The sequence below is a fragment of the Sinanaerobacter chloroacetimidivorans genome (assembly GCF_018128545.1).
In the GTDB taxonomy this organism is placed as follows: domain Bacteria; phylum Bacillota; class Clostridia; order Peptostreptococcales; family Anaerovoracaceae; genus Sinanaerobacter; species Sinanaerobacter chloroacetimidivorans.
Genome location: NZ_JAGSND010000017.1, coordinates 76,464 through 99,696, shown reverse-complemented (window position 1 = coordinate 99,696; position 23,233 = coordinate 76,464). Strand labels below are relative to the sequence as shown.

Annotated in this window: 14 protein-coding genes; 1 reads left to right on the top strand and 13 read right to left on the bottom strand. The window is 47.2% G+C overall.

Annotation, left to right across the window (positions count from 1 at the left end; translation table 11 throughout):
• Positions 1-643: 643 nt before the first annotated feature.
• From KCX82_RS18635 to KCX82_RS18615, 5 genes are all read right to left on the bottom strand, one after another.
• A complete protein-coding gene (locus tag KCX82_RS18635; protein ID WP_227020000.1) occupies positions 644-1,222 on the bottom strand; it encodes a hypothetical protein in 579 nt (192 codons plus the stop codon).
• Positions 1,219-1,722 carry a DUF6591 domain-containing protein gene (locus tag KCX82_RS18630; RefSeq protein ID WP_227019999.1) on the bottom strand — a complete coding sequence of 168 codons (504 nt, stop codon included), beginning with the start codon at positions 1,720-1,722 and terminating at the stop codon, positions 1,219-1,221. Before KCX82_RS18630 ends, KCX82_RS18635 begins: the two co-directional genes overlap by 4 nt.
• 41 nt (positions 1,723-1,763) lie before the next feature.
• Positions 1,764-8,174, bottom strand: a complete 6,411-nt coding sequence (locus KCX82_RS18625; RefSeq protein WP_227019998.1) for an immunoglobulin-like domain-containing protein — start codon at positions 8,172-8,174, stop codon at positions 1,764-1,766.
• A 75-nt stretch (positions 8,175-8,249) separates the two neighbouring features.
• Positions 8,250-9,671 carry an S-layer homology domain-containing protein gene (locus KCX82_RS18620; protein ID WP_227019997.1) on the bottom strand — a complete coding sequence of 474 codons (1,422 nt, stop codon included), beginning with the start codon at positions 9,669-9,671 and terminating at the stop codon, positions 8,250-8,252.
• Positions 9,672-9,776: 105 nt separating this feature from the next.
• Positions 9,777-10,721: a TIGR00266 family protein gene (locus KCX82_RS18615; protein ID WP_465250682.1), complete on the bottom strand. Its 945-nt coding sequence runs from the start codon at positions 10,719-10,721 to the stop codon at positions 9,777-9,779.
• A 243-nt stretch (positions 10,722-10,964) separates the two neighbouring features.
• On the opposite strand from KCX82_RS18615, the gene KCX82_RS18610 reads away from it, so the two are divergent.
• Positions 10,965-14,288 (top strand): BTAD domain-containing putative transcriptional regulator, encoded by a 3,324-nt coding sequence (locus tag KCX82_RS18610; RefSeq protein ID WP_227019996.1) that lies wholly within the window; start codon positions 10,965-10,967, stop codon positions 14,286-14,288.
• 161 nt (positions 14,289-14,449) lie between these two features.
• Here the strand turns inward: KCX82_RS18610 and KCX82_RS18605 are convergent, their stop codons facing one another.
• From KCX82_RS18605 to KCX82_RS18570, 8 genes are all read right to left on the bottom strand, one after another.
• Positions 14,450-14,659, bottom strand: coding sequence for a hypothetical protein (locus KCX82_RS18605; protein WP_227019995.1), 210 nt, complete (start codon positions 14,657-14,659; stop codon positions 14,450-14,452).
• A 144-nt stretch (positions 14,660-14,803) separates the two neighbouring features.
• Positions 14,804-16,306 (bottom strand): serine hydrolase, encoded by a 1,503-nt coding sequence (locus tag KCX82_RS18600; RefSeq protein WP_227019994.1) that lies wholly within the window; start codon positions 16,304-16,306, stop codon positions 14,804-14,806.
• Positions 16,307-16,340: 34 nt separating this feature from the next.
• Positions 16,341-17,399, bottom strand: coding sequence for an alpha/beta fold hydrolase (locus KCX82_RS18595; protein WP_227019993.1), 1,059 nt, complete (start codon positions 17,397-17,399; stop codon positions 16,341-16,343).
• 80 nt (positions 17,400-17,479) lie between these two features.
• Entirely contained in the window at positions 17,480-18,241 is a 762-nt protein-coding gene (gene pgeF, locus KCX82_RS18590; RefSeq protein WP_227019992.1) for a peptidoglycan editing factor PgeF, read from the bottom strand.
• A 173-nt stretch (positions 18,242-18,414) separates the two neighbouring features.
• Complete coding sequence (locus tag KCX82_RS18585) at positions 18,415-19,278, bottom strand: carbohydrate ABC transporter permease (protein ID WP_227019991.1); 864 nt, start codon at positions 19,276-19,278, stop codon at positions 18,415-18,417.
• Positions 19,275-20,273: a carbohydrate ABC transporter permease gene (locus KCX82_RS18580; RefSeq protein WP_227019990.1), complete on the bottom strand. Its 999-nt coding sequence runs from the start codon at positions 20,271-20,273 to the stop codon at positions 19,275-19,277. Before KCX82_RS18580 ends, KCX82_RS18585 begins: the two co-directional genes overlap by 4 nt.
• 140 nt (positions 20,274-20,413) lie before the next feature.
• Complete coding sequence (locus KCX82_RS18575; RefSeq protein WP_465250681.1) at positions 20,414-21,754, bottom strand: hypothetical protein; 1,341 nt, start codon at positions 21,752-21,754, stop codon at positions 20,414-20,416.
• A 129-nt stretch (positions 21,755-21,883) separates the two neighbouring features.
• The gene (locus KCX82_RS18570) at positions 21,884-22,894 is read right to left on the bottom strand and encodes a LacI family DNA-binding transcriptional regulator (protein WP_227019989.1); all 1,011 of its coding nucleotides are present in this window, start codon (positions 22,892-22,894) and stop codon (positions 21,884-21,886) included.
• Between the last annotated feature and the right edge of the window lie 339 nt (positions 22,895-23,233).

Below are 23,233 nucleotides of genomic sequence, written 5' to 3'. Positions count from 1 at the left end.
TTAAATCTTGCTCAAGACAAAACGCATCGCGTTTCGCTTTGTTCTAATCTTTGCAATTGCAAATCTCAGAATTATTGTTTATTTTCAGAATTGTACGTTGACTCCTTCAAACAAGTTTGAATTTGTCTTACCAATCATTGCTGATTGTATTTGTACTTTAGTATCCGAGAACAACTTAATGTTCTCTTTGACTAAATTTCTGCACTATGGAGTTTTCAAGGTACTTAGGCCTTATTGCTAATGGCCTTTCGCGTTTAGCGAACTTTTCAAGTATATCACCGCTATGGCATATTGTCAACATCTTATTTCATTATTTTTTAAAATGATTTAGATCTCAACTTCTACATCCGATCTGGAGTAGCTTACCCCTTAGCGAGGAATTCGATCTTAACAAATATCCACCAGCCTGTCAACCCTTTTTCTATAAAAAAATTCGCTTTTATTGTTGGTTTTTATTGGGAATTTTAATTATAGAAAAGATGCATCCAATTCCTATATAATAGTAGAAAAACGAATGCATCTCTTCTTTCTGTTACTATTCTATTTTTATCTTCATAACAAAATCGAATATATTTTTATAGTATACCTTTATAACCAGCATACTCATGGCAAGGGCCTGTTCCCATACAGAAAATAGTTGGTGTTATAGCCTTGAAGAGACAATTTTAGCGAGTGCAATCAATTGATCCTCCGTAACCGGCAGATTCCCGTCCTGTGGTATGGTCTGCACCATGATGCAGTGATCGCCCTGCAGGAAAGTCACACGGTACGGCATATCAGGGATACAGATTGCCGCCTTATCACCCAGATCAGATACCGGGCTATAATACTCTTCGTTTGCTCCGACCTCTTCATCATAAAAGGAGCTGCCGTCAAACCGTACTTCCAGAATGTCTAAACCCTCATCGGTAAAAAACTTCAGTGTAATGGACTCAGTCATTGACGTCAGTCCGCCGATCCCTGTAACTTCCTCTACATCTGCTGCCGTAAGATACTTGGAATACAGATCCGCATCAGTGCCGGCCTGTTCAGCAGATTCTTCCGGCATAGATTCTTCCGTTTCCGGTCCGGATGCGGAAGGCGTTTCCTTGTTTTCGCAGCCTGAAAATACGGCTAGTGTCAGCACAATGACAAGGCTGAGGATTATAATTTTTTTCAGCATATTTCGTTCCTTTCTTTCGATATCACATACGAAGGTATTTATATCGTTCAGCTCACTCATTCAGACTCATCCATGAGCAGCATAATACTGAAGGAGGTGTCCGAAAGGGTGAGTGTAAGCTTCACCCCCGCATCGTTAGCACCGTACCAGGAGATCATATCCTCAGATTTGGATTCATAATTGTCAAGAGTGAAATTAGGCTTATTCTTTTCAATGTACGCGACAGCATCTGATTGTTCGACCTCTTCAAGGTTTACCAGCAGATAATTTGAAGTTTCAACGATGCCGGCAAACTTGCCCTTACTGAATTCGGGAATGCTTTTTCCCAGCTCCGATTTTGGCCATTCGGTGGCTCCGATGATCACTTCCTCGCCGTCATCCCCCTTGATTGTGATTTTATCTCCATCAATGTCCACGTCGCTCACACCGTCGCCTTGTTCAAGCATTTGTTCCGTCAACTTCTCCGCGGCTTTTTCTTCCAATTTGTCTTTCGTTCCGCAGCCGGCGGTGCCGAAGCATGCCAGGGCCAGGATCAGGAATATTACAATTAATCTATTCACGGGGATTCCCTCCTATGTTATTTCATAACACACCTGCTTGCTTATTGATTATAGATCCGGTAAAGGAATACCGCCGCTTCCGCTCTGGTGGTATCCCCGCGGGGGTTCAGTTTATTCCCGCTGCCCGTGATCAGTCCGCTCTTGATTAAAGCCGCAAGGCTTTCAGCAGCATATTCTGAAATACCGCCCTTATCGCTGAACTGATCCAGTATACCGGTATCGCTTCCCTGGTCCAGTTTGCCGGCTTTCTCCAAAGCTCTGGCAGTGAGCACCATCATATCCTGCCTGGAGATTCTCTCCTTCGGCAGGAACCGGTTATCTCCGCCGCCTGCTGCGATACCAAGCTCCCGTGCAATACCGAGCGATTCGTAATAGTAAGCGCCGGGCACCGCATCAGAAAAGTTCTGATCGAATTCAGCCGTAAGTCCAAGGCTTTTGATTAGCATAACCATGTAATCCGCCCTGGTGATACCTGTCGACGGCGAAAAAGCTTCTTTGCTGGTGCCGTTGGTGATGCCCTTGGACGCCATCACCTCGATGGCTTTCTTTGCCCATTTTGCACCGTCCAAATCGGCAAAGGTCTTATGCACGTAAGCGACGGCATAATCACTAAAATGAGTGGTAGTAAAGGTTACGGTTCTCGCAGCCGGGTCATACCTGCCGCTTGGCACTGAAACAGCGTTGCCCGAGCCGTCGATGTACCAGATCACGATATGCTCCGGATCCTGCAGTTCTGCCGCAGTAGGAGAGTAGGGAATGGAAACCATTACCGGGGCATTGGGATTATTCCATTCAACCGTTTTGTTTCCTGCTAGAAGCTTCAGCTCAATGATAGGCCTGTCACTGATGCTATCCTTGACATCCCGTGGCAGTCCTGACGTATCAGTTTTTCCGATGCTGATGCCTATCTCCCCGATGTTTTCAAATCCCGTTCCCACAAGCATGTTATCCGGTACGGTAATTGTCCCGGCTTCACATTTCATTTCTATTTTCCTGTTTGTATCCTCCGAGGCAAGAGCTGTGGAAGGCAGCTGCAGCACATAGGTGTCTGCGCCTTGTACTTTAGGCAGCTCTATTCTTACCGTCTTCACCCCGTCACGATCGTTATCCGCCTTTCCGAAGGCTTCATTTAAAACGCTTTCGCTGGGGCTCACCGTCGCAGCTCCCTTTGTACTATCAACCCCGATAGTTATATTTTTCAAATACGTTCCTGCTTCAACCGTGGCGTTGATCGTTGCCGGGGGTGTTGATCCGGTGTGCACAGGGCCGCCTGATGAAGCCTGTGCTTTAATGATCAAGGTAAAGACTTGGGACTGGCTTGTTCCGCCAGCCTTGATTATGGTGGCCGTCAGTACTACCGTTTGATCTCCCAGGCTGCTGGTTGGCCTTGTGACCGCTCCGGTAGCCGTATTGATCCAGCCCGTTGGGGCTGCACTCCAGCTGATAGCTGTACCGTTGGCTCCTGCTGTGGGCAGCGGGTTGACCAGGTTGGAGGTCACATTGCTCACTGTACTGTTTGCGCCTTTGATGCTGTTCCAGGTTAAAGAGGCTTTATCCAGGGTAATGGCTTCATCTGCAGTCAGAGCCACTGCTTTAATGGTCAAGTGGAAAGTTACGCTGTCGCTGGCAGATCCCTTTGTTATTGTGGCGGTCAGGGTAACGTTCTTATCTCCCTGACTGCTGGTTGGCCTTGTGACCGCTCCGGTAGCTGTATTGATCCAGCCCGTTGGGGCTGCACTCCAGCTGATGGCCGTACCGTTGGCTCCTGTTGTGGGCAGCGGGTTGGCCAGGTTGGACGTCACATTGTTTTCTGCACTGTTGGTGCCATTGATGCTGTTCCAGGTCAGAGCTGCTTTGGCTGCGACTACAGCATCGGCATCGCTTGTATCAAGGTCACCCACCCCCCGGGATTGGATGATTGTGCCTACATCGCCCACTGCAACGAACGTAGTTCCATCGGAGGCAAGACCATACAAATCGTTATTCGTTGCCGTCTTTATTCGGGGATAAATGATATCCGCCCAGGTGATTCCGCCGTCCATGGAGACCATAAGTGTGCCGCGCTGGCCAACTGCCAGCAGCCTGCCGCTTGTATAGGCGACAGCAAAGAGATAATCACTTAAAGGATCATCCTCATTCCTGTCAATCCACGTTTGACCGCCATCCGCTGAGGACAATATTCTTCGATAGCCTCCAACAGTGACAAATTTATCACCTGCAAAAACAATCGATCGTGGATAGATAGCATGACCCCATCCTTCTAAATCGGTCTTTCTCACCCATGTCTCACCCATATCCGCAGAAGCCGTAACCTGACCGTAATCAAATACTGCCATAAATGTACCGTTTCCATAAGCGACCGACATCAATTCGTTAAATAAAGGTGCTGTCCTTTGCGTCCAGGTTACCCCATCCGATGAGGTTAGAATCGTCCCGATTCTGCCTACCGCCACATAGGCTCCGTTTCCATAGGCAATACCGTTTAGTTTATTGGAGGTTCCAGATGTTTGGGAAGTCCACACTTCTCCGTCGGGCGAGGTAATAATCGTGCCATTATCGCCAACAGCTACAAACAGATGATTGCCATAGGCTACAGCCCTGAGGGCATTGGCGGTACCGGAGCTTTGTACGTCCCAATCCACTCCGTCCAGTGAGGTCCGGATGGTCCCATTGTCGCCTGCTGCAACAAACTTGCCGTCGCCATAGGCCAGTGAGCCAAGTATCTTTGTTGTACCCTTTGATCCTATGGCCCAGGTGCTTGAATTGCTTGAGGTTATGATTCCCCCGTAAGTTCCTACTGCCAGGCAGTTATTGCTGTCGTCTACAGCAATGGCTCTAAGGCCGCTGTTAACATTGATTACCTGGGTAGTATAACTTGTTCCACTGCTATAGCGTGTGATATAACCCTTAGTACCGCTGATATATTCATACCCAACAGCGGTGAAAGCTCCATTGTGAAATATCACCGAGAGAAGATGATGATAGCTGTCGTTGTGGGTCTTATAGACCAGGTCCGTCCCGTCAACGGAAGAAGCGGCAATTACTCCATTGCTTCCAACAGCTACGAATTTGCCCCCGCCAAAGGCAATACCATGTAGAGTGTAAGTGGTCTGGGTGTTCAGTGGCGACCAGTTTACTCCATCAGTGGATGTTACAGCGGATCCGCCAGATCCGACTGCTATGAAGGTACCGTTTCCATAAGCTACATCCCAAAGCGCACTTGCACCTGCATTATGTTCCGCCCAGTCAGTTATGTCGTCAAGAGAAGCAGTCCGTATCTTACCGTCATTTCCCGTGACGACCAGCAAGTCATTCCCGTATGTGATTGCCGCAAGCTGGGTAGATACCACTGTCATGAGTACCGACCAGCTGACGCCATCGTTTGAGACAAGAATGCGGCTGTAATAATCGTCGTATGCCACTGCAAAAAATTGCCCGCTGCAGTAGGTTATATCCTGAAAAGTTCCAAAACTGCCGGTATTATGGATGGTCCAATCCACTCCGTCCAGTGACGTAACGACGGTGTCTTTTGCACCGACCGCCACCCAGGTATTATTCCCCCATGCGGCTCCGTAAAAATGCTCATTGGTCGGAAGGGGGCTCCTCCAGTCCCAATCGCTGAGAGAACCTGTAATTGCCGGGGTCACAGTCAGACTGAATTCTTTATTCGCACTGCTGCCGTCCTGGCCGGAGACAGTGATGGTGATGGTATATGTTCCAACTGTTGTCGGAGTACCGCTGATCTCCCCGGTGGATTCGTCGATAGTGAGTCCTGCCGGCAGACCGGTAGTGCTCCAGATATAGGGCGTCGTACCGCCGATAGCTGCCAGGGTTGTGCTGTAAGGTTCTTCTGCCGTGGCTTCCGGCAGACTGTCCGAGGTTATAGCAAGGGATGTAGGCAAAGAAGCCTCCTTCACAAAGACAGTGCTGGTGTTGTCGGTATATTTACGGTAGCCCGGCTTTGCCGCATCGGTTGTATATTCAGCAGGGCCTTTTGCGATAACGCCTACTTTTATATAGACTGCCGCTGCCGTTATACTGCCGTCAATGGTGATTTTGCTGCCGGTGTCCGCCGTGGCTCCACAGCTTCCATCGCCGTCGGCGGTGACGTTTCCGCCTACCGTAATTTCAGCGGAATTCAGTGCCCATACACCGCCTTGAACGCCCTTCGCGTTGTTTAGAATATTAACGGTGGCGTTGAGACCGGATGCCTTTACTCCGTAGCTGTTTGCTTTGTCTGCGATAGCGCTGTTTGCCTGAACATGACCGCCGGTCATGACTTCAACCGCTCTGCCTCCGTACTCCGTGGCCATGGCGTCGTCATTCACAGTGATTCTGCTACCCGTGCCATAGGCAAAAGCACCTATGGCGGCTCCCTTGGCGTCACCCAGCACGGTGATTTCTCCGCCGTTTTCTGCATACGCGCCGGTGCCGCCGGTTGCCTCAGCATACCGCACGGTGACGGCTCCGTTATTGGATCGCACTCCCATTGCAGAACCTTTGACGTCAAAGTAACCACTGCCCGAGAGTGTTACAGTGCAGTTTTTTACGATGAGCGCCGTGCCGGCGGTATCGATGCTAAGGGATCCCTCTGCCAAATCAAAAGTGATATTCTTGTCTTCAATCGTGACCGGGGAGGTATACGCGATGGTTTTTAGCAGGTGGATGGACTGCCCGCTGACAACATTTGCAAGGGCTGCATCCAGCGTAGTATATTCCGTGCTTCCAATTTTGCACACGCTGCTGGGCGGCGTATTGTCCTTCACCCAGACCGTACCCGTGATGCCGCCGCTGTTGCTGTACTTGAGATAACCGGGCTTGGCGGGGTCAGAGACGCCTGCGGCCTTATCTATATTATTCGAACCGATCAGCACATAGTTGCCGGAGGTGATGATCTCTCCGTCCACTGTGATGCTGCCGTTACCGGATTCAATGACCGCCCCGTTATTGTAGCAGGCGACGTCCCCTTTGACGACGATCACAGAGCCGTTGTTCTGCGACATCGCGCCCACGTGGTTAGCGCTCACACTGCCCTCCACGGTGATCTTTCCGCCGTTGACGTGTACGCCGTAGCCCTGTGAGCTTGTCACATTGCCTTTCACGAGAACCTCAGCCTGCCCGGTGCTGTACACAGCACCTTTGATCTGTGCGTTGTTGGAAGTATTGCCGTTTACAGTAACCTTGGTGTTGATGTTCTCTGCCTTAACACCATGAGCCGCTCCGGCCGCAACCTCTCTCACGGTCACCACCGAACCGTCGATGGCATACACGCCCATACCGGAAGCTGTGCCCGATGTGTTCGTATCGGTAGCTGTGGCGTTCGTGACGGTTACAGCACTGTTGCTTGCCCACACGCCGCAGAGCTTTCCGCTGACGTTTAATTCACCTGTACCGGCGAGCGCCACGGTGCCGTTTGTCACCTTGAGGCCTTCATTGGCGGCCGTCGTAACGGTAAGAGAATAACCGTCCAGATCAAAGGTAATGTTCTTATTACTGATCACGACGCCTTGAACAGTTGCGAAGCTTTTTAAAAGTCTTATGGTATCGGTGGCACCTGCTGCATCCAAAGCTTCGGCCAGAGTCCCGTATTCCGTTGCACCGATAGCGCAGACCTTTTCACCTGGAATATTCGCCGGGGTGGTAACGTCCAGCCCGATAACGTCGGTGCAGCGGGCGAGAGGAGCGGCATATTGAGTATCGCCTACAACCATGTAAAGATCATATGCCGTTTCTCCGGCGGCGCCGGTTACAAGAAAGCTCGCTTCGCTTCCTGGACTGAATTCGGGGCTTCCGGAAGTAACCGCGGTGTTGTCATCGCCGTCCGTTCCTGCAGCGACCTGCTCGATGCTGGGTTCTGCCGCTCCATCGGGCAGGAGTACCCAGTATACCTTGCCTTTTCTTTCGGTGTTAATATTTTGGAGAGCTACTTTTATCTGCACCTGATTGCTGCCGTCTGGCTGGGTATTCCCAATCTGTGGGTAGCCGACAGCAAGCAGCTCTGCAGGCGGCGGCGAGGGAAAATCCACCTTAGCAGGCTCCGAAAGGTTGCCAGCGTCGTCCTTCAGCACCACATAAACGTCATACTCTGCACTATGCAGCGGTACAAAGCCGTATACGGTGATGTTAGTGGATTTGCTACTGCTGGAGAATGCTTTAAGGGCTTCATTCCCACTGGCATCCTGTCCGGCGGCGACCTGCTCCTTGGTAGGTGCGCCATCACCATCCGCTACAAAAACGGCATGACAATAAGCCGGCTCATCTGCAGTAGCGTAGATATAGATTTGACGCGAGCCAGGCGCTTGCGGATTGTTCTGCGGAAGTACCGCAAAAGCCGGCGGCGTAGTGTCATCCTCCGCGTATGTCTGTAAGGAACCTATTGGCGCGGCGGCCATTACGGCTATCGCCAGAAACAGAATAAAGAGCCTATAAATCCCCCTTTGATGATATTTCATTGTAATTATTCCTCCTATTTTAAATTTTCACAGCATTTGAATACGATTTTATCTGATTCTTGTTCTATAGAACTTTTACTCTTTAAAGCAGTACTTTAAAGAGTTTGCCTTCTCAACAAGGGGAGGTACCGCGCCTTCTTCACCAATCAACAGATATTTTCCCGAATTGTCCGTTCCGGCGGTAAAATATGACGAGGCGTCGGGCAGCGCTTCCTTTGCTCCCCAGGTCTTGCCACCGTCATTGCTTTCCTCGGAAAATCTGTCGGTCAGCGTGAGTACTCCGTCCTTTACACTGTACTTGCCTGTAAGCCAGATGGCATTTGACCAAATTACCAGGGCAGTGTAGGTTCCATCCTGCTTAAAGGTATAGGTTTGCCCAAGGCCCGATGCACCGCCCTCGTATTTCCCCGAAGCGGCGTTGAAGGTTCCTCCCGCCAGGCTGCCCAGGACCCAGGTCCCGACGACGGAAGTCGATGTGGCCGCCGGTGCGGTATTCCCCGAAGTTGCCTTGATCGCATCCATCTGATCGTAGGTCCGTACGCTCATCAGTACAGCAGCCTCTCGTGTGGCCATGCCGTAACCGGCGGCAGTCTGGACCGAGGTGATTGCCTTAGGCATAAAATAGCCCTGTGCATCGCCCTTGACAATATTCAGCTTTGACATATATTTTGCAGCATCAACGGCATAGGACGAAATGCTCTTTTGGTCCGGGAAGTCGGGAATTCCTGCGGTACTGTAGTCCCCGCCGGGATGGATGGCCTTGATGGTGCGGAACAACATGGCAGCGCACTGCTCCCGATTGATCAGAACCTGGGGCGAAAAGGCGGTGCCCGAGGTACCCTGTGTGATTCCCAAATGGAAAGCCTTGAGAATTTGCTGATTGCTTGTATCTGTGAAGGGGTTCGGTGAGGCGGCTGCTGCGGAGGTTCCTTTGGACTGCTCATAAAGCTTCACCGCTAACTCGGCAAATTCTTCCCGGGTGATAGGCTTTGTCATATCCGCACCCTTCAGTATTCCGGGTATCAGCCCGAATTCCGCTGCCTTGTCAAGCTCGGAAACCGCCCAGGAAGATGCTTTTTCATAGTCTTTGGGGGTTGAGGCTAAAATGACCTCGGTGGTTCTGGTTCCGCCCTCCCAATTGCCCCAATCGCCTTCCGAACCATAGCGCCATTTTCCGGTAAAGGATTTGCCGTCTTCTGACATGACAAATTCCACCTCTCCCGCATCTCCGGGCGGAGCATAGGAAGGCGCTTCCGACCAGGTGCCGGTAAGGACATTGCCCGAAACCGTCCCGTTTATCCTACCCTCGTCATAAGTATAAGTTCCCGTAACCTTTGAGCCTGTCTGGGTAATGGTCATATTGCCCCAGTTCGTTTCCCATTCCCCAGCCCAGGAATAGGTTCCCAGGTCTGCTGCTTCTGCCGTCAGACCATAGGGAAATCCGGTTCCTGCACACAATGCAACAATCAAAACAACGATAAAAAGTAATCGTTTCATTTTTTCCTCCTTTTTTTGTTTATAAGATATAGCACCTCGCAAAAAATAAATTTTCCTACGGTGCACTCCTTTGGATATATTTTTTAAATTATGCAGAAATCTCTGTCAATCGCTCTTAAGCAGATTCCCGATGCCGATACCTCCCAGGAGGCTGCCTTCCTCTTTGGTCCTGCTCCCTCCTTTTCCCGCGGAATGGATCCGATCCGCCAGTCTTGAGAAGGGCAGGGATTGGAGCCATACGGTGCCCGGGCCGCTGAGGGTGGCAAGTACGAGACCTTCACCGCCGAACAGGGCGTTCTTGATGTCTCCTGCAAACTGGATGTCGTAATTCACCGTTTTGGTCATGGCAACCAGACAGCCTGTATCCAGCTTGACGTTCTCTCCCTGCCTCAGTTCTTTCTTAATAATGGTTCCACCGGCGTGCATGAAAGTAAGGCCGTCGCCTTCCAGCCTTTGCATGATGAAACCCTCTCCTCCAAAAAGGCCTACTCCGATTTTCTTCTGAAACGCGATGCCGATGGAGATCCCCTTTGCTGCGCAGAGAAAGGAGTCTCTCTGACAGATCATCATTCCCCCGTAGTCTCCAAGGTCAAAGGCAATCACTTTTCCTGGATAGGGTGCGGCAAAGGAAACACATTTTTTTTCAGAAGCAGTGTTGGTAAACGAGGTCATGAAAAGGCTTTCTCCGGTTATCACCCGCTTACCTGCGGAAAAGAGCTTGCTCTTGAGATCATTACCCTCTTTTCCCGAACCGTCTCCGAAAATCGTGTCCATTTTGATCGACTCGTCCATATACATCATTGCTCCCGCTTCGGCGATGATAGTCTCTGCCGGATCCAGCATGATCTCGACAAACTGAAGGTCTTCTCCATGGATCTCGTATTCCACCTCATGGGCTCGCTTCATTTTCACTGCCGCATTTAAGGACATTCGCCCCGGGTCGTTTTCATTTTCGCCCTGCCGCGCAGAAGCTTCCCCTGAGAGAGCTGCTCCGCAATTCGGGCAGAACTTTGCATCTCCTGCGTTGTAACCGCATTCTGTACAAAACATTTTGAACTTCCTTTCTATTTTTTATTTTTCCAGATCAATTCTTTATTTTTCTTAGTCATTTCTCGATTTTACATGATGGCCGTCAAAAAAAGATAAAATGAAAAAAGGATCGAAAACATGGCCCGAACCTTCAAAAATCAATCCAAGAACCGATTTACATTTCATTTTTTTATGGTAAAATAAAGTAAAAATTTCAATTCCAATGAGAGTCATATTGAGAAATCTGTGTGAAAGGTTGATGATATGAACGACATTCCCGTTTTAAAGAGCAAACTGACTATGCCGGAGCTGGCCAAAAGCTTTTTGCTGACGAACCGGCTGGAAAGGCTTCATCAGAATATGGATTCCTGCAGGGCAGTTACCGTATGCGCGCCTGCCGGATACGGAAAAACAACCCTTGCGGTTTCCTATTTGAACCATCATGCAGCGATGCCTTGCCGGGTCTGCTGGTATCGCCTGGATCCCGAGGATAAAAACTTATCGGTGTTCCTTGCTCATCTGAAGGAAGTGCTGTTCCCGGCGGCAGCTCCTATCTATTCAGCTGCCAGGAAGGCGCTTGAAGACTGCGGTTACGCACAGCCGCAGCAGATCGTTTCCATGATCTGCCGGGAAATGTGGGCGCTTCACAGAAAAGCCTGTGATACCCGTACCTATCTTGTGCTGGATGATTTTCAAAACGTGACAGTCCAGGAAATCTGTGATTTGACTAGATATTTACTGGATAACCTTCCGCCGTCCTGCGTAATTTTTATCCTGAACCGGTCAAGTCTTGCCGTATTTACCGAAAAACAAAAACTCGAAAAAAAGATACTTGAAATCTATATGGATGACCTCTCTTTCAGCAATGCCGAAATAAAGGATTTCATGCTCAGCTTAGGCCAAACCGCAGCAGACAGGAAACTGATCGAATTCATAGAAAAGAGCACGGAGGGTTGGATCGCAGGCATCATCATCCTGTATCACGCCATGAAAAACAAAAGAACCGGCACCGCATCCATCGATTCCAAAAAGCTGGATCACGAAGACGCCCTGTTCCGATATATGTCTCTGGAAGTACTGAAAACCGTCGACAGCGATACGCAGGACGCCTTGGCCAGACTAGCGCTGCTTCAGGATTTTTCAGAGACCGAGGCGTCGGAAATACTTGAAATCAATGATATCAAATCATTGATGGGACAGTGTATGGGTTTCGGCATGTTTATCCAGCGGATTCCCGGAAACCCGGTGGTGTACCGGTTCCATTCTTTATTTCGAGAATTTCTGTTATCGATTCTCGAAGACCGCTGTTCAGAGGAGGAGGTCGCCGTGCTTCATCTGAAGGCTGCCGGATATTACATGAGCCAGACCACCTACGGACGGGCTGCGGAACATCTGGCGAAGTGCGGCAACCCTGTTTTGGCAATGGATATGGTGTCAAAAGAGGGCTTTAATAAATTCATGATCGGAGAGACCGGACAGTTGAAGCTGTGGTTGGATCGACTGCCGGAGGATATGATCCGGGAGAATCCGGTTCTGCTGCTGTTCAAAGCGCAGCTGATGCCCAACAGCAGACAGCCGGAAATAGTAGATACGCTGAGAGAAGTTCTGCAGCTTTCGCTGACGGGCAATGATCTTGCCACGTATTACGATGCGGCAACTGTTCTGGTTTATATATACATGTGCAGCAACAATATGAAAGGGCTGGTGGAAATGACGGATGGCCTTCGGGGACAGCGGCGCGATATTCCGGCAAAGCTTGAAAATACCCTTGGCATTCTGGATATGGTGCGTTCCATCGGTGAGGATCGTTTTTCCGAAGCAGAAGCGCATAGTGAAAGTATCCTGTTTGCACTTCTTCCCGAAGACAGCCAATGGTTGTATTTGATCCTTTCCTGCATCATCTATTACAATTTGGGCAAGCTTGACCATGCGGAGCGCTGCATGGAAACCGCGTTGACTTTATCCAAATTTAAAAATATAGAGCCATCCAGAGGGTTTATCCTGCTTTTTCTTTCTATCGTCCTGTCCCTGAAGAACGAGAGGAATCCCATTCCGTCGTATATTGATGAAGTTGTTGTGATCGGAGAAAAATACGAGTATGAGTACCTGACAGCTCACGGGAAACGTCTGACCGCCTTCGAACGGTACCTGTCCTTTGAAGCGGAAGCTTCTGCGGAACTGCTCGATCACGCCGCTTTCCACTTCAGGCAGATTAACAATAAGGCTATGGCGGCTGCCTGCAGATTGCTTCGGTATCTTTGGACCATACAACCCAACAGTTCGGTTACACATCTTGAGGACGCCCGTGAGGATCTCGCTCTGATCCGAGAAGCCTGTCCCGGTTTGATGGTCCATGAAATTTCATTGTCCGTGCTGGGAGCTCTTGCAAGGGAATCGGGTGATTTTTCTCTTGCAGAGCATTTCCTGCTTTCATCTGTCGAAGCGGCAGCGGAAAAGAAGGAGCATCAGGTTCTATGCGGCGCCGGCTTCCATTTGGCTAGGCTGTATTTTGCATGGGGCAATATAGAACAGGGACATTACCGGCTGAAACAAACCATGGAACTGACAGCCGGAAACCGTTATTTCATGTTCTGGGATATTCACATCCCAACGCTGGCCGAAATGGCGCTTCGGGGGATTCGGTACGGTTATTGCACCTGCTATGCCGAGGAACTGCTGAATAAGTATTTTGACAGTCAAACAGTAAACTATCTGAGAGAAAAGATAAAAATTATAGATGAAAGCCGGCTTGCAGCTTTCGTTGATGATTTTGCTGCCGCATATAAAGCGGGGCGGCCCGAGCAGCTTTATTTTGTAAAAGCATCCTTGTTCGGAACTCCTGAGATCTCTGTAAACGGAATTTGCATTCCCGATTCGGAATGGAAAACCAAAAAGGTTAAAGCTTTTCTTGAATATCTTTTATTCAACAGCGGTAATACCGTATCAAAAGAAAGTCTGACGGAGCTCCTCTGGCCCGGTGCGGGCAGCAAATCAGCAACGGCTTCGCAGCGAACAGCGCTGTATTATCTTAGAAAAATACTTTCAAAATATCAAGTGGAGGTTACGGGGAACAACGCCTTCATACAGGAAACTCTGGAAGGACTTCTGATAAGAAAGAACGCGGCATTGGAGCTGGATGTCCATGAATTTCTGCGTCTCCATAGCGAATGGCCTCAGCTTGCAAAGCAAACTTCCCAAATGGAATCAAAACTGGCTGAAGTTCTGAATAGAATGATACAAATTTATAAAGGGGATCTGATGGAAGGCAGCGATTACGGAGATTTGATCTTCCTTGAACGCGAGCGGCTCAAATCTATCTTCCTGGAAGCATGTAAAAAATTGAGCGTAATCCTTATCAGTCGCGGAGAATTGGGGCAGGCAGATGAAATTCTAAGACGTGCTTTTGCGGCGGAGCCATACGATGAAAATTTATGCCTTAAGCTACTTGAGCTTTATATGGCACAAGGCAGAAAAAGTAAGGCGATCAAGCTTTATTACAGCTTTAAAAAGCGCTTGGAGCAGGAGCTGGATGTCAAGATTGATAAAAGACTGACTGAGGCAGTCCGGAGTCCGAGGTCTAAAGAATAAAAATAATAAAACCGTAGTCCATGGTCTGAAGAAAAAAACAAAAAAAATAAAGCACACTCCAAATGTTAGAGATCGATCTAGCATTTGGAGCAGCTAAATAATTTGATATTTCTGGGGTTCGGTTCACAAACTAAATAAGGCTTCCATTCTATACTGTTTTTTTATTGTGTGCTTTCATTTCCCAGCACATTGGCAACGGCCTGTTTTCCAAGTTCCGGCAAAGCTCTTGACGGTAAATTTCCATAGTCCACATAACCATTCGGCGATGCGCTTTTTACTACTTCTTTACCAATCTCAACCAGCGCCTTAGAAACCATATTGCCTAAATCTCTTGACTTCATTGCTCCCAAGTCAATATTATTTGCATCCATTTTCAAACACCTCCTACAAATAGTGTAGCCAGGTTTTATTCTGCTATGTGCTAGTAAATTAAGACACTTTTGAATGATCAATACCATTATTTTAATTAATTTTAAATAATAATTTATTGTTATTTTATTTTGTAATCTATCAAGTTATTTTATTTTCATTACTTTCATGCTCAATCTTGGGAATACTGCCAGAAGCATACAGGTTACTGCAAAAACCAAGGCCGATAATCCAAGCCACTGATATGCTGTCGGAAAGACAGATGTTATAAACAGGTAATCCTGGTTCACACACCATACAAGGATTGTTAGGATCGCCAAAGCCACAAAACCAAGCAGGAATCGCAGCAGACGGTTTTCCTTGGTAAAGGGTACCCATTTTCGATTTCCGGACATGAAATTTGTGCCTATTCGCCAGAGGAGCAATAAGGATGCAATAAATAAGAGAAGGATGACCGACCAGACAAGCAGGACTCCCTGTGCAATTCTATTCATGCCTAAGGCAGGAATACCAATCCACTTTGACCAATCACTTATCAGATAAGAAATAAACGGCCAGCTTCTCTGACTGTTTGTCAAAATCACGATTCCATCTCCCTTATCAGGGAGACAATGAAAGTGTGTCATCCAGCCGTGACCCTGTCCTCCGTGAAAAACGGCTTTATCGCCATTTTCCAAAGTTTCTAAAAAATGTCCCATCCCGTAAGAATCTGCCACTATGCCATAAAGACCGGGGATTTCAACATAAGGGGAATAAATTTCTTGCATATTACTAACTTTTAATAGTTTTTGGTTTGTTTTATCAAACTGCGGCATCCCTGCAATAACGAAACGTGCAACATCATCGGCTGTTGTAAAAAGTCCGCCGGATGCCTTTCCTGGGTAAACATAAGCTGGAACCGGGTGACCCTTTATATCATAACCAGTTGCCATATTATCCTCGTTCTCTTCTTTCCAGACAAAACTTGAGTTCTGCATCCCGAGAGGCCCCAGGATTTCCTCATCCATATACTCTGCAAACTTCTGCCCTGTCACCTCTTCTATCATTAACTCAAGTAAATTATATCCTACATTGGAGTATAAAAAGCTGCCCGGTTTTTGAATTTGCTTTGCCTCTTTTGATAAGTACTCCTGCAGAGAAGGAATCTGGCCTTTTGGCGAATATTCCTCACCAATGGTTCCTAAAGGCATGCCGGCACTATTGCTGAGCAGCTGCCTTACTGTTATTGTTTCCTCAACTCCCGCAGGCAGTTCCCAACTTTTTATGTATTGTTTAACAGGAGCATCAAAATCAAGCTTTCCTTGTTCTACGAGTTTTACTACTCCCCAAGCCGTTACTGATTTGGATAATGACTCAGCACGATAGGTGGTACCTTTTGTCATTGTTTGCTTTCGACCGACATCTGCATAGCCATAAGCCCGAAGCCATACTATTTCACCATCATGAATAAGTGCGACATTTGCACCTGGTATGTCATACCTCTTCATTAAATCCGGTATACGATTATCTAAAAAGGAAGTAAACTCACTTACCTGTTCCTGCTTATCAAAATCAGACTTTGTACAATCGCTCAAACATAGTAGAATAAGGATTAACAATACAATTCCCTTTATTAATTTTTTACAGGTAACCTTATTTAAAGTTCCCATTTAACGATCTCCTTTCAAGTTCCGGGATTATGATTCAGTTTGAGGTAAGATAAGTCTCAGATTTCACTTTTTTCAATGAGTCGAAAAAGCGATCCGGTTCCTTCATAAAGGGAGCGTGTGCCGAATCTTCGAAAACAAACAGCTCCTTCCCTTTAGAAGCTTTGAGCATCTCATAATAGTCCCGAACCAGTTCCAACGGCGTATTGTAATCGTTTTTTCCGGAAAAGAAATAGACCGGCACGGTAACTTTCGGTACTTCTTTCATTGCATCCCAGGTTATATAGGAGTCCCACATGGGGCCGCTTCCTCTATTGGCTCCGTCAAGCCATCGTTTAAAGTCACTTAGCCGATATTCTTTGGAATGGATGGCGATAGAGGCGAGCTTTAGCATGCCGATGTCCATCCCTCCGCCGTACTCCCCTGTCAGCTTCATGAAGGCGACATATTGGTCATGGTCTACGTAGGGTGGCTTCCCTATCTTTTCTAATTTTGATTTATCACTATCATTTTCTATTTTTTCTTCCAGCCAGCGATAGGTAATCTCCTGAGAGCGCAAATTTGAAACCAATTGACTGACACCGACATAGGCATAATAATCCTCAGGGTAATCGCATACTAAGGTAATTCCGACTTTCGTACCCCAGGAGTGTCCCACCAGGTATATTTTTTCCTGGTGAAATTTTTCCTTCAAGTAGTTTGTTAGTTCATGACCATCTGCCAAATACTGTTCGAAGGTCATTGTAGATTCATCGAAGTTTGAAGGGTTCGATTTCCCGGCTCCTCTTTGATCCCAATGAACGACAACAAACTCCTTTTCAAGATCCTTGTTAAAATACTGAGCAATGGGCATTTGTGCCGATCCGGGGCCTCCGTGCAGCCAAAGCAGAACAGGGTTTGAAACGTCGTTTCCTCTGATTAAGATCCACTGTTTCATTCCGCCGATATCGAGTTCTTTCAGCTCGCTTACACTTGACTGTATTCTTTTACCATCTTCTGCTATCATTGGGGTTGATACCGTCCTGAATTCCCGCCAAAGAAGTATAGCTGTCAATAGTAAAAGGCATAGGATCACAAAGATACTTCTTTTTTTCATGATCTCACTTCCGCTTCATTTATATTTTCATGAAATATGTTCATACTTGAAATCAGCAAGAAACTTCCGGCCATTGCCAGCTACCTTTTTTTCATAATAAAGCTAAGATGTCTTCCACAGTTTTTATCTTTACGGTAAGAAAAGCCGTAAGGGCTATCATAAGTACAGGTTTCATCAACCGTTATCCTTTCTTGCCTGATTCCCATTCTCTCACATTGCCTTTTTACCACCTGTTGGTTATCGATATGGTACTTATGAGTCCGGTCATTATAATAGATAAAATCCTCTGCATATCCAAGTGCTTCGAATTTTTCACAGACATCCTTATCCACTTCAAAACGGTTCTGGCTCAAAGCCGGCCCAAGGTGTATTTTAAGGTCATCCGGACAGCAATGTTCCAATTGTATGATTTGCTCCAAAACCTTTGAGGTGATTTCTTTTACCGTACCTTGCCAGCCCGAGTGGATCATGCCGATCAAACCGCTTATTTCATTATAAAATGTAACAGGGACACAATCAGCAGTAAAACAGCATAGCAAAAGATTCGGCTCATCAGTATATAAGGCATCGTTATCGGCAATTGCAGTATCCATGCTTTTGGCTCCTCGCCCTCTATCCGTCTGCGTAACCTGATGGAAGTTCGAGCTATGGGTTTGATAGGAGCACACGAAATCATCCAGTCCGCAGTTTAGCATCTCCGCCAGTTTTATGCGGTTTGCAATGACCCGATCCGGGTTTTCACAGGCATGCAGTGCCATATTTCCGTCCTCCGGCTCCGATTCGTCTCTCAATGTGATACCTGCAATATATTTATCATTTTCAAAATAAACTTTTATCTTCATAATTCTATCTATATCCTGTTAATCAATACAGTATCATTTCCATTATTATGTATCAGTTTATTATACAATTACAATTTATGCAACTTTAACAGTGAGTACAGAAAAAAAGAAAACCCGCAGTTTAATTCTGCAGGTTTCAAAATACGTAGTTCAACAGCATTCAACTGCTCTGATTATCCTTTTACGCTTCCCAATGCGATGCCCCTTATAATGAACTTGGAAAGCAGCAGGTAGACGATAATGACCGGGACGATGGCAATGGTAATGAGCATATACACCTGCCCCATGTCAAACTTCAAAAAGTCTGCGTTACGTAATTGGGCAATCAGAAGCGGTACAGTCTTATTTTCCGCTGATTTCAGGATAAGTGACGGTACAAAATAGTTGTTCCATGAGGAAACAAAGCTGAATATGCCTTGCACAGCCATTGCCGGTTTCATGATGGGAAGCACGATGTGGTTGAAGGTGTAGAACTCATTTGAGCCGTCAATCCGTGCGGCTTCCACAATGGCGATGGGCAGCGAGGCCTCCATATATTGCTTCATAAAGAAGAACACCACAGGTGAAGCAGCAGCCGGAACAATGAGCGGTATAAACGTATCCATGAGATTGAAGGTCCCCATCAATCTTACAAAGCCAAGAGCTGTCACCTGTGTAGGTACCATCATAATCATCATGATGAAGGTGAACGCCGCACGTTTAAAACGAAAATCGTACACATGGATGGCAAAAGCTGTCAAGGCCGAAAAATAAGTTGTTACAAGCGCGGCGCATGATGATATAAACAGGCTGTTAAAGATGGCTCTCACCACAGGCAAATTTTCATTTGCAAGAAGGCTCTGAAGGTTATATCCGAAGGATCCTCCCGGCAAGAACGTAAATCCCTTTTGAATATCGGGATGAGAGCGTGTGGAATTGATGATGAGCACATAAAAGGAAAACAGGCACATCGCCGAAAGCAAGATGAGAACAATATAGCATACGGCTCTCGTAAGCTTTAGCTGAAGGCGTGCAGCATCTCCCAGGTTTTTGTTCATTGTTCACCACCTCCTCCAATCTGTTTTTGCTCCTTTCGATACTGCCTCTGCTCCTTTCGATGCATTCGCTGCTCCTTTGTCAGTGTATCGTACACAAGAAAACTCAGTACCCCGCTGACAATAAGCAGAATGACGCTCAGCGCACCGCCCATTCCGTAATTCTTGCTGTAGAGATGATTATTCAGGAGCATAATCAAGGTTGTGCTCGTTCTGTCCGGATTGCCGCCTCCATTGGTAAGGATCTGCGGTACGTCGAACATCTGGAGACCGCCGATCAGCGAAGTAATGAGCACATATACAAAGATCGGTTTTAAAAGCGGCATGGTAATGAGCCAGAAAACCTGTGCGGGTTTTGCGCCGTCCATCTCCGCAGCTTCGATCAGTGACGTATCAATTCCCATAATCCCTGCCATAAGAAGGATAGTAGTATTGCCGAACCAAAGAAGAAAGTTCATGGCAATGATCAGCCCGCGTGTCCCTGCAACCTCGGATAAGAAACGATATGGTGTCTCGAGAATCCCAAGACTTAATAAGATGTCATTCATGGGACCGGCATCGGAAAATAACACAAAGAAGAGCAGTGCGAATGCGGATGCCATAATCAGATTCGGAAGATAAATAATCGTTTTGAAAATACCCGTTGCACGGAGCCGCAGCCGCAGGTTAGTAAACCAGCTCGCCAGAAGAAGTGAAATGAGAATCTGTGGAATAAAGCCGAGTACCCAGATCAGCATGGTGTTACCGAAGTATTTTCCCAGATTGTTTTCGAAAAGCTTTCCATAGTTTTCAAATCCTACAAAATTCGGACCGATCTGTGTCAAGCCCGACATGTAGTTTTCAAAAAAACTGTTATAAAATACGGAAACCAGGGGGACAAAAGAAAAGACAACATATACAAGAAAAAAAGGAATGAGAAATATGTACCCCCATTTTGCATAGCTGATGGGTCCGGCCTTTTTGCGGACAGCCGCCGTTTGGTTATGAACAGTATTCATGTTTTCACCTCAATTGTAATTAGCCGCCGAATCGAGAAAATAATAAATGAATATAAAACAGTACGCACGATAAGAAAGTGAGGTAACTTATCGTGCGCCATCAACCGGTGAGGCGGTTTAACCGCACCCTCAGCCAGTTTTTATTTGGATAACTCCGGATGTTTTTCGATTACCGCAGTGTAGAAATTCTCAAGAGCCTGTTCCTTGGTAACCTTATTGTCGAAGTAATCCTTAAAGGCTGATCGGAACTGCTCGGTCATCGTTTGATCATACGGAGAAATATTGCTCATATCAATCTTTGGCGCAGCATCTGCAAAAAGTGCGATGTGGTTCTGCCCGCCCAGGAAGTCGGATTTGAAATCACTTGAAGCAAGCTCATTCATGGCGGACACGTTATTGGTGTAGTCCTGCGTATCAACAGTGATTTGCTTCATTGTTGCAGCATCACAGGTAAGGGTATACATAATGTCGTGGACCAGTTTTAAATTGTCCGTACCTGCCGCAGCACAGATCCAGGTACCGCCCCAGTAATAGTTTTGCGGCCCCTGGCAGACGGCATAATCGCCATAGATGCCGTTGCCGACTTCGGGCTTTCCGCCCTCAGATTCCGGTGTGGCAAGAGAGTTGCCCAGCAAAGTGAAGTTGATACCCCAGGTAGAGTAGAAGAAACCGAATACCTTGCCGGCCGGGCCCTGGTCGGCAGCCCATTCAGGTGCCCATAGAATGGTCTTATTATTATAGCCCTTATCAGTATAAAGCTTTGTCTGTTCAACCCAGCGCATTACGTTGGGATCGATGACAATCTTGTTGTTCTTATCGACCCAAGGCTGGGAAACATTGTTATTAAATGTACGGAAAGAATCGTCATAACCGGAGAGCATCTTGTAGCCTTTGGTTGCTGCCTTCTCAGCCACTTGGTCAAATTTATCCCAGTTTGCAAGCGCCTCCTGTACTTTTTCCGGATCATCGGTACCAAGAACGTCTTTGGCGATGGAACGGCGGTAGGCAAACAAGCCTGGAGTCGCCTGCCAGGTCGTGCCCTTCTGGCGGCCGCTGCTGTCTGTCACAATATCTCGGGTATACTGGTATTGATCGGAAAGATCGTCTTCGGTGAGGCCGATGTCATTCACTACATCCAAGGTATAATCAGTGTTAACATATTTGAGTGCATAGTCCGCTTCGATCAGGAAGATATCGATCTTATCATCCCCGGCGGCATTTTCCTGATTGAGCAGCGCTTCATCAAGCGCGTTTTGGTAGGCGTTATCCTGGTTAGGGGTGATAACGAAGTTGACCTTCACCCCATCGGGAACAAGACCTGGTTTCTCAAAATAATCGGTAAAGCGCGATTTGAATTCCTCGTTCCAGCAATAAATGTTAAGAACCTTTCCTTCTTCGTCACCGGTTCCGGATCCTGCTGTCTCGCCGGCGGATCCACAGGCAGCCATAGAAACCAACATTGCAAGCGTTAGAAACAACACAAGAAATTTTTTAGCATTGTTCATAGTTCTTCCTCCTCCTTAATGATAGCATGCTTTATTTAGGCGGTTAAAAACCTAATGATGCTCTGCATGATGCCGGAGGCACCGGATATTTCACGCCTCCGATGGTTAGGTGATCTGTTTTACCGAATTACCGGAAAGCAGCTGCCCATCGATCAAGACCTGCTCAGCCACCGCTGCTTTTGGGTTTTCAATAGCATCTATGAGACGGCAAGCCGCCTCGCGACCGATACGAACGGTATCCTGCCGGACTGTTGTGAGAACCGGCTGTAAAACCCGAGAGAGAAAGATGCCGTCAAATCCGGCCACGCTGATATCTTCCGGAATCTTCAATTCCATTTCATCCAGCACGCTGCGTCCGCCCATAAAAGAGAAATCATCAGGATACATGATGCAAGTGGGTCGATCCGCTAAAGACAACAACTGCCGGGTAGCCTCTGCACTTGAGGCCGGATCATGATATCGTGCGCTCTTGATATAAGCTTCCGAAACCGCAATGCCGTATTCCTGACAAGTTCGATGGAAGCTTGCAATGCGCTTCTGAGTAACCGAGGTATCTTCCCCATGGATAAAGGCAATCTTTTTATGCCCCTGTTTTACAATATACGTAACGAGATCCCGGACACACTGTACGTTGTTTGAGAGGATCGCCGTTTTTTCATTAAACACATGGTCGATGGTAACCACCGGAATTTCGCTTTGGACCAGCTCCACCACGTCGGGATCATTAAAATCTGCACAGGCGATGACCACACCGTCACAGGCCCTGTAGCGGCAATGCTCGAGGTAGCTCATCTTATGCTGTCCGATATTATTGCTGATAAATGTGATATCGTATCCGCTGCGTTCCGCTTCGGTCTTAATGCTGTCAAGCAAGGAGGAGAAATATTCATGCATCAGGCCGCTTTGCATGTTGTCGACGAACAAAACGCCCAAATTATTCGTGCGGTTGGTTTTAAGAGCTCGGGCTGCTGCATTGGGCAGGTACCCCATTTCTTTGGCAACACTGCGAATATGCTGCGCCGTCTGTTTGCCGACGTCGCTTTGGCCATTCAGCGCTTTGCTTACTGTTGCGACAGATACTCCGCACTTTATTGAAATATCCTTCATGGAAACCATAGGCTATCCCTCCGTATTATTTACTAGCTCGCCCAATTTGTGTAACAAATTCATGGCGGACTGCTAATCGATTTCTATTATAGCCTATGGAAAGGAAAAGGACAAGTTTTTCTTAATCGTTTTCGTAAATGAGTATATCCCATCCCAAACGAAATTGCAAGACCCTAATTTAAAAATTTTTTCCTAAAAAAATAGCTGTTTTTAGCATGTTTTTTACAATTTTACTTTAAAAATCACTTGAATTTTTTTCATAACTCCTGTAATATTACAATAAACTTAAACGATTACGTTGCATAGTATCCGGTTTTCTGGGCTATTTCAGCACACAATCCGGTACAA

Excerpts from the sequence above, each read along its gene's own strand:
- KCX82_RS18635 (WP_227020000.1), bottom strand. The coding sequence starts at position 1,222 with ATGAGTGAGCTGAACGATATAAATACCTTCGTATGTGATATCGAAAGA.
- KCX82_RS18625 (WP_227019998.1), bottom strand. The coding sequence starts at position 8,174 with ATGAAATATCATCAAAGGGGGATTTATAGGCTCTTTATTCTGTTTCTG.
- KCX82_RS18620 (WP_227019997.1), bottom strand. The coding sequence starts at position 9,671 with ATGAAACGATTACTTTTTATCGTTGTTTTGATTGTTGCATTGTGTGCA.
- KCX82_RS18615 (WP_465250682.1), bottom strand. The coding sequence starts at position 10,721 with ATGTTTTGTACAGAATGCGGTTACAACGCAGGAGATGCAAAGTTCTGC.
- KCX82_RS18610 (WP_227019996.1), top strand. The coding sequence starts at position 10,965 with ATGAACGACATTCCCGTTTTAAAGAGCAAACTGACTATGCCGGAGCTG.
- KCX82_RS18605 (WP_227019995.1), bottom strand. The coding sequence starts at position 14,659 with ATGGATGCAAATAATATTGACTTGGGAGCAATGAAGTCAAGAGATTTA.
- KCX82_RS18600 (WP_227019994.1), bottom strand. The coding sequence starts at position 16,306 with ATGGGAACTTTAAATAAGGTTACCTGTAAAAAATTAATAAAGGGAATT.
- KCX82_RS18595 (WP_227019993.1), bottom strand. The coding sequence starts at position 17,399 with ATGAAAAAAAGAAGTATCTTTGTGATCCTATGCCTTTTACTATTGACA.
- pgeF (WP_227019992.1), bottom strand. The coding sequence starts at position 18,241 with ATGAAGATAAAAGTTTATTTTGAAAATGATAAATATATTGCAGGTATC.
- KCX82_RS18585 (WP_227019991.1), bottom strand. The coding sequence starts at position 19,278 with ATGAACAAAAACCTGGGAGATGCTGCACGCCTTCAGCTAAAGCTTACG.
- KCX82_RS18580 (WP_227019990.1), bottom strand. The coding sequence starts at position 20,273 with ATGAATACTGTTCATAACCAAACGGCGGCTGTCCGCAAAAAGGCCGGA.
- KCX82_RS18570 (WP_227019989.1), bottom strand. The coding sequence starts at position 22,894 with ATGGTTTCCATGAAGGATATTTCAATAAAGTGCGGAGTATCTGTCGCA.